Annotated in this window: 8 protein-coding genes; 5 read left to right on the plus strand and 3 right to left on the minus strand. The window is 69.3% G+C overall.

The window, feature by feature from the left end:
* Positions 1 to 7: 7 nt before the first annotated feature.
* Together glyA and ACH4SI_RS32025 are read left to right on the plus strand one after the other, a co-directional pair.
* Positions 8 to 1,273, plus strand: coding sequence for a serine hydroxymethyltransferase (gene glyA / locus ACH4SI_RS32020; protein ID WP_398301860.1), 1,266 nt, complete (start codon positions 8 to 10; stop codon positions 1,271 to 1,273).
* Between the two features lie 107 nt (positions 1,274 to 1,380).
* Positions 1,381 to 2,763 carry an L-serine ammonia-lyase gene (locus tag ACH4SI_RS32025; protein ID WP_398301862.1) on the plus strand — a complete coding sequence of 461 codons (1,383 nt, stop codon included), beginning with the start codon at positions 1,381 to 1,383 and terminating at the stop codon, positions 2,761 to 2,763.
* A 311-nt stretch (positions 2,764 to 3,074) separates the two neighbouring features.
* On the opposite strand, the gene ACH4SI_RS32030 is transcribed toward ACH4SI_RS32025, so the two are convergent.
* Positions 3,075 to 3,641 (minus strand): Uma2 family endonuclease, encoded by a 567-nt coding sequence (locus ACH4SI_RS32030; protein ID WP_398301864.1) that lies wholly within the window; start codon positions 3,639 to 3,641, stop codon positions 3,075 to 3,077.
* 304 nt (positions 3,642 to 3,945) lie between these two features.
* Here ACH4SI_RS32030 and ACH4SI_RS32035 point away from each other — a divergent pair, with 304 nt between their 5' ends.
* Positions 3,946 to 9,177, plus strand: a complete 5,232-nt coding sequence (locus tag ACH4SI_RS32035) for a DUF6531 domain-containing protein (protein ID WP_398301866.1) — start codon at positions 3,946 to 3,948, stop codon at positions 9,175 to 9,177.
* The gene (locus tag ACH4SI_RS32040; RefSeq protein WP_398301868.1) at positions 9,170 to 9,658 is read left to right on the plus strand and encodes a hypothetical protein; all 489 of its coding nucleotides are present in this window, start codon (positions 9,170 to 9,172) and stop codon (positions 9,656 to 9,658) included. Before ACH4SI_RS32035 ends, ACH4SI_RS32040 begins: the two co-directional genes overlap by 8 nt.
* Before the next feature lie 409 nt (positions 9,659 to 10,067).
* Here the strand turns inward: ACH4SI_RS32040 and ACH4SI_RS32045 are convergent, their stop codons facing one another.
* The gene (locus ACH4SI_RS32045) at positions 10,068 to 10,292 is read right to left on the minus strand and encodes a DUF397 domain-containing protein (protein ID WP_398301870.1); all 225 of its coding nucleotides are present in this window, start codon (positions 10,290 to 10,292) and stop codon (positions 10,068 to 10,070) included.
* Positions 10,289 to 11,113: a Scr1 family TA system antitoxin-like transcriptional regulator gene (locus ACH4SI_RS32050; RefSeq protein WP_398301872.1), complete on the minus strand. Its 825-nt coding sequence runs from the start codon at positions 11,111 to 11,113 to the stop codon at positions 10,289 to 10,291. Before ACH4SI_RS32050 ends, ACH4SI_RS32045 begins: the two co-directional genes overlap by 4 nt.
* A 327-nt stretch (positions 11,114 to 11,440) precedes the next feature.
* Between ACH4SI_RS32050 and ACH4SI_RS32055 the strand changes: the two genes are divergently transcribed.
* Positions 11,441 to 11,662 carry a hypothetical protein gene (locus tag ACH4SI_RS32055; RefSeq protein WP_398301874.1) on the plus strand — a complete coding sequence of 74 codons (222 nt, stop codon included), beginning with the start codon at positions 11,441 to 11,443 and terminating at the stop codon, positions 11,660 to 11,662.
* Positions 11,663 to 11,766 lie beyond the last annotated feature (104 nt).

Raw genomic sequence — 11,766 nt, forward strand, 5'->3', positions numbered from 1 at the left:
GACCCTGATGTCGCTTCTCAACAGCTCCCTTCACGAGCTCGACCCTGACGTCGCCGCTGCTGTCGACGCCGAACTCCACCGCCAGCAGTCCACCCTCGAAATGATCGCCTCGGAGAACTTCGCCCCGGCCGCGGTCATGGAGGCCCAGGGCTCGGTCCTGACCAACAAGTACGCCGAGGGCTACCCCGGCCGCCGCTACTACGGCGGCTGTGAGCACGTCGACGTGGTCGAGCAGATCGCCATCGACCGCGTCAAGGAGCTCTTCGGCGCCGAGGCCGCCAACGTCCAGCCGCACTCCGGCGCCCAGGCGAACGCCGCCGCGATGTTCGCGCTGCTCCAGCCCGGCGACACCATCCTGGGGCTGAACCTGGCGCACGGTGGGCACCTCACCCACGGCATGAAGATCAACTTCTCCGGCAAGCTCTACAACGTGGTGCCCTACCACGTGGACGCCGAGACCGGTCTCGTCGACATGGACGAGGTCGAGCGCCTGGCCAAGGAGCACCGCCCCAAGCTGGTCATCGCGGGCTGGTCGGCGTACCCGCGCCAGCTGGACTTCGCCGCCTTCCGCCGGATCGCGGACGAGGTCGGCGCGTACCTGATGGTCGACATGGCCCACTTCGCGGGCCTGGTCGCCGCCGGGCTCCACCCCTCCCCCGTACCGCACGCCCATGTCGTGACCACCACCACCCACAAGACCCTCGGCGGTCCGCGCGGCGGCGTCATCCTCTCCACCGCCGACCTCGCCAAGAAGATCAACTCCGCGGTCTTCCCCGGCCAGCAGGGCGGCCCGCTGGAGCACGTCATCGCGGCCAAGGCGGTGTCCTTCAAGGTCGCGGCCGGTTCCGCCTTCAAGGAGCGCCAGGAGCGCACGGTCGAGGGCGCCAAGATCCTCGCCGAGCGGCTCACCCAGGCCGACGTCACCGAGGTGGGCGTCTCCGTCCTCTCCGGCGGCACCGACGTGCACCTCGTCCTGGTCGACCTGCGCAACTCCGAGCTGGACGGCAAGCAGGCCGAGGACCGCCTCCACGAGGTCGGCATCACGGTCAACCGCAACGCCATCCCGAACGACCCGCGGCCCCCGATGGTCACCTCGGGTCTGCGGATCGGCACCCCGGCGCTGGCCACCCGCGGCTTCACTGCCGAGGACTTCCGTGAGGTCTCGGACATCATCGCCGAGGCGCTCAAGCCCTCGTACGACGCCGAGGCGCTGAAGGCCCGCGTCACCGCCCTCGCCGACAAGCACCCGCTGTACCCGCACCTGTCGAAGTAACCCGGGTCCCGGCCTCCTGGGCCCGGACCCCGGGGGGCGCGCCCACCGGCGCGCCCCCCGCACCGCACCACCCGCACGCGCCCCACGTGCAGACGAAGGAGTCTCCGGTGGCCATCTCCGTATTCGATCTCTTCTCGATCGGCATCGGCCCGTCCAGCTCGCACACCGTCGGCCCCATGCGGGCGGCACGGATGTTCGTCCGCCGACTGAAGAACGAAGGGGCGCTGGCCCACACCGCCTCCGTACGCGCCGAACTCTTCGGCTCCCTCGGCGCCACCGGCCACGGCCACGGCACCCCCAAGGCCGTCCTGCTCGGCCTGGAGGGCCGCTCCCCGCGCGACGTCGACGTCGAGTCCGCCGACGGCGAGGTGGAGCGCATCCGCACCACCAAGCGGCTGCGGCTGCTCGCCGCCGAGATCGACGGCGGCCACGAGATCGACTTCGACGAGTCCGAAGAGCTGATACTGCACCGCCGCCGCTCCCTGCCGTACCACGCCAACGGCATGACGCTCTTCGCCTACGACGACACCGGCCATCCGCTGCTGGAGAAGACCTACTACTCCGTCGGCGGCGGCTTCGTGGTGGACGAGGACGCGGTCGGCGAGGACCGCATCAAGCTCGACGACACCGTCCTGAAGCATTCCTTCCGTACGGGCGACGAACTCCTGCGCCTCTCCCGCGAGACGGGCCTGTCCATCTCCGCCCTGATGCTGGAGAACGAGAAGGCCTGGCGCACCGAGGAGGAGATCCGCGCGGGCCTGCTGGAGATCTGGCACGTCATGGAGGCGTGCGTCTCCCGCGGCCTCACCCAGGAGGGCATCCTGCCCGGCGGCCTCAAGGTCCGCCGCCGCGCCGCCAACGCCGCCCGCGCCCTGCGCTCCGAGGGCGACGCGCCCGCCCGCGCGATGGAGTGGACCACCCTGTACGCGATGGCGGTCAACGAGGAGAACGCGGCCGGCGGCCGGGTCGTCACCGCCCCGACGAACGGCGCCGCCGGGATCATCCCGGCCGTCCTGCACTACTACACCCGCTTCGTGCCGGGCGCCGACGAGGAAGGCATCATCCGCTTCCTCCTCGCCGCGGGCGCCATCGGCATGCTCTTCAAGGAGAACGCCTCCATCTCCGGCGCCGAGGTCGGCTGCCAGGGCGAGGTCGGCTCCGCCTGTTCCATGGCCGCCGGCGGCCTCGCCGAGGTCCTGGGCGGCAGCCCGGAGCAGGTCGAGAACGCCGCCGAGATCGGCATGGAACACAACCTCGGGCTGACCTGCGACCCCATCGGCGGGCTCGTCCAGATCCCCTGCATCGAGCGCAACGGCATGGCGGCGGTCAAGGCCGTCACCGCCGCGCGGATGGCCCTGCGCGGCGACGGCCGCCACCATGTCTCCCTCGACAAGGTCATCAAGACCATGAAGGACACCGGCGCCGATATGAAGGTCAAGTACAAGGAGACGGCGCGCGGCGGGCTCGCGGTCAACGTCATCGAGTGCTGAGGGCGCCGGGCCCGACCCGGTGACGTACGAAGACGGCCACGCAGAGCAGGACGCCCCCCCCGCGAGGGCTATGGCCACGGCTGCGGTGGCGCTCTCGGCCACGGCACCGAAGAGGACCGGCCCCATGCCCTGCACGGTCCTCGCTCAGCCGCAGATGCATCTGACGCGCCAGCAGCTCCCACCCCTCCGGGCTGCTCGGCAGCGGCGTCTCCCGCCCCAGGGTCGGCCTCACGAGCGTGCCCGTCGACAGGAGCACCTGCCGGGCCGGACTGACCGGCCGGGTGTCACCCCAAGTGCGGCGGCGCGCGGGCTCAGACCTGGCCGAGGTCGACTTCCACCGGGAACGGAGCCGCGACCTTCACCACACCGGTGAACACGTCTCCCTCCCGGTAGGCCCTGCTCGCGGGGTCGAGGACGTAGGTATACACCAGCGGTACGCCGGTGGCGGCCTGCTCGATCCGCCAGTAGAAGGCGATCCCGACCTTGGCGTACTGATCGACCTTCACGATCCGGTCGGTGGTCTCCGAGCCCGGCGACACGACCTCGGCGACCAGCAGCACATGCTCGGGCCGTGTGGGCGTGATGTCGATCGTCTCCGCGCGGTACACGACCACGTCGGGACGGCGGTTGGTCAACGGAACGTCCTGCAACCGGACATCGAAGTCCGTATCGGCGTTCCAGTCGGGCACCGCCGCGGCCTCCAGGGCGTTCGCGAGGATCCGGGCCAAGCGGTTGTGCCGCTTGGACGCGCTGGGGCTCGCGACGACCATGCCGTCCACGATCTCCACGCCCGCGCACTGCTCCTCGGACCAGGAGTCGTACTGCTCGGCCGTGATCTGCTCGTGCATCCACGCGGGAGCGACCATCTCGGCGGTCATGACTCACCTCCCTGAACCTGTGCGACGGGGCTGGTGACACCAGGGTCAGCCTACCGGCGCGGGCTTCCCCGTTCCGGGCTCACCGATCCTCGCCCCAGATCCGCGTGGTGAGGAGCGGCCGCCCCGCGCCCACCTGCGCCTGCGGAGCCCGGCACTGCGGTGCCTTGTACCTGACACGCGTTCGGCTTAGCGTGACGGCTCAGTAGCAGCGTCGGAGGGGGCACGGGGCGTGGGGTTCTGGATGGCTGCTGCGTCGGTGTGGGCTGTGCTGCAGCTGTTATTGCTGTCCTGGCCCGTTCGGACAGTGCGGTGGCCGACTGTGCTGCTCGCCTTCGGGGTGGGTGCGTACGGCTGCGGTATGTTCTCGATGCTGCTGGAGCTCGTGGTAGCCCGTCAGTTGGCGACCGCGAGAGAGCAGTCGCTGGCGGCCGTCATGGATGGGGCGTCGTGGACGACGGCTCCGGTGGTGGAGGAGCTGATCAAGGTCGCACCGCTTCTGGTGGCGGGGTGGGCGCTGCGCGGGCGGATGCAGTGGGGTATGGCGGACTTCGTGGTGCTGGGCGGCGCCGCCGGGGCAGGTTTCAGCCTGCTGGAAAACCTTCTGATGTACGCCGAGTCGGCGGGCAAGGCCGTTCCCTCGGATGGGGGAGGCTGGGTGATCGCGAAGGGACTGATCGCCCCCCCGTACGTTGCCGGCCCCGGGCAGATCCTCGGCACCTGGTTTCCCTCACCGACCGGCACCGTCGAATTCGGTGGACCGGTACTCCCCTACGACGTACATATCTTCGCCAGCGCGCTCGGCGGACTGGCGGTGGGCCTGCTGTGGTGCGGTGCCCGCGCACTGACCCGGGCCGCGGCACTGGTGCCGATGGCCGGGGCCGTGGCGATCCACTGGGTGACCAATTACGCCGTGGCCTTCCCGGGCAACCGCACCGCGACGGAGTGGCGGGAGAGATTGACCGCGGACTGGGGTCTGTGGATCATCCTGGGGTGCCTTGCCACCGCGTGGATCTGGGATCTGCACCGGTCCCGCCTGGGGCGGCGGCGTGAGCCGGATGTGGTGCGGGCCGCCGAAAGCCAGGGCCGGACCGCCCCCGGAGCCCTCTTCGGGTACGCCCTGCTGCACCTCCCCGCCACCTGGATCATCGCCCTGGGCTATGCCCGGCAGCGCAGAGCCCTGCTGTATGCCGCAGCGCACCCCCGTACCCACGCGGAGAAGCTGGAGCCGCTGCGCGAGTCGGTCGTCCGGCAGACCCGCCAGATGGACGCGACCCACAGCCAGGAGGCATGGCGTGGCGTGACCTTACGGCAGCTGTGGCGTCGGGCCCGGACGCAGCGCCCCCGCCTGCCGGGGCACGAGAAGGTCCTCCTGGTGCTCGGCCTGCTGCTGGCCGTCCCCTCCCTTTTGTACCTGGCGGTGGGCTCCTTCCCGTCCGCAAAGTGGCTGCAGGAGTACTTCGCCGAGGGCACCGGGCTGCGCATCCTGATCGGCGTCGGCCTGGCTGGACTGGCCCTGACGGCGTGGCGGCTGATCTTGACCGTACGCGGCTACCGGGCCGCGAGCGCGTCTCCCCTGGGCGAGACGCTCGCCCTTGTCCAGTTCCGCATCGCCGTCTGCGCGGGCACCCTCACCGTCGGCGTCCTGCTGCTGTCCCGCTGGTCGGCGATCGCCGACGGCGAGGCTCCACTGGCGGGGTACCGCATCCTCGGCACCGACGGTTTTCTCCTGTCGAAGCTCCTCGAGGTCGGTCTTCCTCTTCTCCTCACCCTGGCCATGTTCGCCATGCCGTACGCGCTGCCGCTCGAACTCGCCATGGGCGGCGGTCTGGCGGAGACCCTGCTGATGGGCCTTGCCCCGCGCGTCCTGGCCCCGATCGCCTCCCGCGTCGGGGCCAGGCTGGCGGCGCGTGAGGCGACGCAGTGGGCGCGCGGCGCGCTCCGGGGCGGTGGCCGGGGCGCGTTCTCCCGTACGTGGAACCGGATCCGGCATGGCCGTACGGATCCGGTGGACCTGGCGACCGGGCGGATGTTCCTGCCCCAGACGGATGTGGAGCTGGCAGGGGTGCTGCCGCTGGTGTTCTCCCGCCGGGTGGATTCCGGATACCGCGCCGGGCGGTGGTTCGGCCCGGCCTGGGCCTCGACGGCCGACCAGCGGCTGGAGTTCGACGAGCAGGGCGTGGTGTTCTTCACCGAGGACGGTCTGCTGCTGGCCTATCCGCACCCGGTGCCGGGCGGCACGGCGGTCCTGCCCACGGAGGGCCCGCGGTGGCCACTGGCACGGACGGCGGAAGGCGGTACGTACACCGTCACCGACCCGGAGACCGGACTCGTACGCACCTTCACCCCGTACCACGACGAGGCGTCGGCGCTCCTGCGGGAGATCACCGACCGCAACGGGAACCGCATCACCTTCGCCTACGACGACGCTTCCGGCGCGCCGGCCGAGATCGTCCACAGCGGTGGTTACCGACTGCGGCTGACGTCGGAGAACGGGCGGATCACCGGCCTGTACGTGGGGGACGTGCGGGTGATGGGCTACGGCTACACCAGCGGCCACCTCACCGAGACGACGGGCTCCTCGGGGCTGCCGCTGCGTTTCGTCTACGACCGGGCCGGGCGGATCACGTCCTGGACCGACACCAACGACCGCTGGTACGCCTACGCCTACGACGAGCGCGACCGGGTCACCGCCGAGCGCGGCGAAGGCGGCCACTTCACCTTCCGCATCGACTACGACGGAACGGACTCGGACTTTCCCGGCCTGAAGGTCACCACCGTGACCTCGCCGGACGGTGCGGTCACCCGCTATCTGATCGACGAGGCGCACCAGGTCACCGGGGAGATCGACGCGGGCGGCGCGGTCAGCCGCACCGCGTACGACGAGGCCGGACGTACGGTCGCCGAGACCGACCCGCTGGGCCGCACAACCGGCTTGCGCTACGACGAGCACGGGCACCTGGCGGCCGTGATCCGGCCGGACGGCAGTGAGATCGGCGCGGTGCTCGACGCACAGGGCAACCCGGTGTGCCTCACGGACCCGGGCGGCGCGGTGTGGCGGCAGACCTTCGACGCGGCGGGCAACCGCACCTCACTCACCGACCCGCTCGGCGCCACCACCCGCTACCTCTACGACGCACGCGGGGGCCTGCTCGCCGTCACCGATCCGCTGGGCGCGACGACCCGCGTGCGCTGCGACGGGGCCGGGCTCCCGGTCGAGACTACCGACCCGCTGGGAGCCACCACCCGCTACCAGCGGGACGCGTTCGGCCGCGTCGTGGCCGAGACCGACCCGTTGGGCGCGGTGACCGGCTACGCATGGAGCCCGGAGGGCAGACTCCTGCGGCGCACCGACCCGGACGGATCGGCGGAGTCCTGGACGTACGACGGCGAGGGCAACTGTCTCTCCCACACCGACGCCGTCGGCGGCACCTCGGCCTTCGAATACACCCACTTCGACCTGCTGGCCGCCCGCACCGGCCCGGACGGCGCCCGCTGTACCTTCACCTATGACGCGGCGACACGGCTGACCGAGGTCACCAACCCCGAGGGCCTGACCTGGAATTACACCTACGACGCGGCAGACCACCTCATAGCGGAGAAGGACTTCGACGGCCGGAAGGTGGCCTACGAGCACGACGCGGCGGGCCAACTCGTCTCGCGCACCGACCCGCTGGGCCGGGCGACCAGCTACACCTACGACACGTTGGGCCGCGTGACGGTCCAGGATGCCGCCGGGCAGGTCTCGACCTTCCGCTGGGGCCCGGCCGGAGAATTACTCGAGGCCGCAGGCCCGGACGGCGAGCTGACCCGGACGTACGACCCCGTCGGCCGCCTGCTGTCCGAGACGGTGGACGGCCGCACCCTGCACCTGGCCTACGACACGGCTGGGCAGCTTGCCTGCCGACGTACCCCGGCAGGGGCGGAAACCACCTACGCGTACGACACGGCAGGCAACCGCACCACGCTGACCACCGGCGGCAGGGAGCTGACCGTCACCCATGACGCGTCAGGCCGCGAAACCCAGCGGAGCTGGGCCGGTGGGCTGTCTCTGACCCAGGCGTGGGACCCGGCAGACCGCCTCATCGGCCAGTCCTGCACCGCAGGCCCGCGCAGCCTGCTGCGACGCACCTACACCTGGCGCCACGACGGCTACCTCACCGGTATCGAGGACACCACGGCCGGGCCCAGCCGCTACACCCTGGACCCGGCCGGCCGCGTCACCCAGGTACAGGCCGCCACCTGGCAGGAGTCCTACGCCTACGACCCGGCGGGCAACCAGATCCACGCCACCTGGCCGCAGCAGCACCCCGGCGCGGACGCGACGGGCGAACGCGCCTACACCGGCACCCGAATACGGACCGCGGGCACCACCCGCTACGCCTACGACACCGCGGGCCGCACCACACTGCGCCAGAAGACCCGCCTGTCGAGGAAGCCCGACACGTGGCGCTACACCTGGGACGCCGAAGACCGCCTCACCCAGGTGGTCACACCCGACGGCACCACCTGGTGCTACCGCTACGACCCGCTCGGCCGGCGCACGGCCAAACAACGGCTGGCCCCCGATGGCACGGTCGCCGAGGAAACCCGCTTCACCTGGCACGACGCCATCCTCATCGAACAGACCACGACCTCAGCGGACTGGACCGGCCGGCAGAACCTCACCTGGGACCACGACGAGACCGGCCTGATTCCTCTCGCCCAGACCACTCGCTACGCCCCGTCCGCCGACGCGCCCCAAGAGGAAGTCGACACCCGCTTCTACGCGATCATCACCGACCTGATCGGCACCCCCACCCACCTCGTCGACGACACCGGCCACACCGCGTGGCAGTCCCGCACCGCCCTCTGGGGCCTCACCACCTGGAACGCCGACGCCACCGCGTACATCCCCCTCCGCTTTCCCGGCCAGTACCACGACCTGGAAACGGGCCACCACTACAACCTCCACCGCCACTACGACCCCGAAACCGCCCGCTACCTCACCCCCGACCCCCTGGGCCTCACTCCAGCCCCCAATCCAGCCACCTACGTCCATAACCCCCATACTTGGGCCGACCCTGATGGACTTGGACCATGCCGTCAAGCGGTCGCAGACGATTTCCATGTCAGACGAAGGGCCGTGGTCAAGCCACGACAGGTTTACCGGGGGGACGTACGACACCCCGACGACATATTTAAAAACGGCTTCTCACCGAAAGGAACCAACGAAGATATAGGCCAGTACGCGCTCCACGACACCCCATCCAACTGGGTCGGAACAAGCAAGAGTGCGAGCCAGGCCGGCAACTTTCCACAATCGGCCGGGGGACGCGGCACCTGGGTGTACGAGGTCCGTGGCAACGGGTACGGTGTGGACGTGAATCGAGCGTTGGGCGGGGCGATTCGCTCATTCATCCGGGGAACGGGGTTCCCCTCCGAACGAGAAGTGATTTTCAGGAGCATCAACCCCAGCAATATTGCCCGCGCAGAGCGGTGGCGCTACGGCATGCCCACAAGAGAGATCATTGAAAACCCAGGATTCAGGCATGGATGAAGAATTCCCTCTCTACGTACAACGTGACGGGCAGGAGTTGCAGTGGAAGATGACAGTCGAGGGAGAAGGCCCATGGCACCTGCGCCTGGAATCGCCCCACGGCATTGAAGCCACAGCCGTGGGCGACAACATGTTCGAGGCGTTGCGCTCCATGCGACCCGGCCTCGCATCAAAAGGGGTGCAAGTCTGCTGCCATGGTGCACGAATCGATGTGAGACCTTCCGGCCTTTCGGCATCGCATGGCGCTTGGATGGTCTACGTTCTTCATCTGTGGCGACCACCCACAGTACGAGACCTCGTCCCGACTTTCGGCTACTGCCCCGCCGAGCTCACTGGTTCAGCCGAACAACAAGACGCCTTCTGGGAGAAGCACCTGAAGAGCAGGAGAAACTGGCTCAACTTCATCAACCCCGTGTGGTGGATCTATTTTCTCACGGCTTCCCGGGGAAGGCCTAAAGAACCGGACCCGACCGGGAAATGAAATTCACAGGTTGACTTCAAGCGGTGACTTGTCAGGATGGGACCCATGGTCGCTCCCCCGCCTCCGGCGAAGGCCCCGCCAGGCCGGAGTCTGCTTCCCTCCAAGAGGGCACGATCGCAGCACACAACGAGCGCAGCGGCAAGTGCGACCAACTGGAGCGGGACCGGCTGCGTGAGTTGTTCGAGAAGGCTGAAGCCGAGCATGGGCCGGTCGATCGCGTCGCGGTCGACGCGAAGCGAGCGCTCCTGCGAGCGGACACGGTGGACGCGGCAGACGCCGTGTGAGCGGGACACTGGTCCGCAGGCCCTTGTGATGCTCTGCGGGCCCGGCGTCCGCGTGACCAGGGCCTGACGCGGCCCCGTCGTTCTCCCGTGGCGAGAGGGCGGCGGGACCGCTGCGGCGCTGTGCCTCAGGCGGTGGGGAACTCTCCGCTCCGCAGGGCGTCCGTGAACGAGCCCCACGCGCCGATGGTGAACACCAGGGCGGGACCCGCCGGGCGCTTGCTGTCCCGGACCGGGACGGCACCGGCGGTGGCGGCTATGCCGGGCGCGAATTCCACGCACTGACCTTCATTGCCGTTGCTGTAGCTGGACTTGACCCATTCAGCACACGACAGGTCGAGGGCGGTCTTCATCGGGTGTATTCCTCCATCACGCTACGAATCATGGACAACGACTGACCGGGAGACAGAGCGGCGGCCCGCAGCCGGTCATAGGTGGCAGTCGCGTTCGCCACCGCTTCCGTCGAGTCGATGAGGTGGCCTGCCATCACCGTGTCCGCGTAAGCGACGTTCGGCCCTTCGTCGAACGTCAGAAGGGTGAAGCTCTCTGCCGCCGGGGGCACCCCCACCGCGAACGGTAGTACCTGAAGGGTGATGTGCGGAGACTCCGCCACCTTCAGGAGATGGGCGAGCTGTGCGGCCATGACCTCGGGGCCGCCCACCACAGTGCGCAGGCAAGCCTCGTTGAGGATGCACCAGAGCAGGGGAGGCGCGTCCTTCCCCATCACCTCCCGCCTCCGCAGCCGTCGCTCGACCTTCGCATCGATCTCGTTCGCGCTCGCCCGAGGATGGACGGCCCGGAAGACCGCCCGGGCGTACTCGGGCGTCTGGAGCATGCCCATGATGAGCAAGCACGAGTAGTCCGAGATGCCCGTCGCCTGGCGCTCCGACTGCAAGTACGGGATGAACCAGTCCGGATAGCCGTGCTGGCTCGCCCGCTTCCGTAGCCGCGCGAACGTACCCGGCGTGCCGAAGATCCGGTCACACGCGTCGGCGAACTCCGGGCTGGCCAGCCGCTCACCCGCCTCCACCTTGGCCACATATTGCTGCCCGTAGTTGGCCTTCAAGCCCAACTCCCGCTGACTGAGCCCCGCATGCAACCGCCAGACCCGTACCTCGGCGCCGAAAAACGCCGCGCCGCTCTCCGGTTCCCGTTCTTCCGTCGACTCGCTCACCGGTGGATCTCCCCTCACCCCAAGCCTCCTGGTGTGCCCCGATCTCTGTTGCGCATGGCCCCGCAGGGCAACGCTGGGAGTACACAGGGTGATTAAAACCCGCAAGAGACATCCAGGTCAGGAAGAACCCCCCATGGTGTTTCCCCCCGAACGCATAAACGAATCCAGTGCCTGCCCCCGGTGCCGCCACTACGAGGCGCTGCGCGAAGAGGCCGAACAGGCCGGGGATTACAGCAGGGCCACCGACTACGAGGTGCTGCGTCGCCGCCACCCCGCCCACACCGTCCACATCCCCAGGAACCCCGATAACTACGGAGAGCGACCCGCATGAACAGCATCCGACGTCCCGTCACCGGACAGATGGCGTACGACCCGGCCAGCGGCCGGACAGGCGTGGTGCAGGCGGTGCATGCCGCCGACGAATTGCTCTTCGACCACCAGGTGACCGCCCACCGGGTGGCCTTCCTCCGTCCGGAGCGCGGCGGCGTCGAGTGGACGGCCGACGCCACCGCACTCCGTTTCCCCGCGCAGGGAGACCGTTCCTATTGACTGAGCGGGAGAAGCTCCTATAGATCGTCAAGCGGCTTGCTTGAACTGGTCAGCGGTGATGTGAGGGTGGGGTAGATGCCGGTAGACCTCGCGGGCGACGAACC

It is taken from the genome of Streptomyces sp. NPDC021212, assembly GCF_044332925.1.
In the GTDB taxonomy this organism is placed as follows: Bacteria; Actinomycetota; Actinomycetes; order Streptomycetales; family Streptomycetaceae; genus Streptomyces.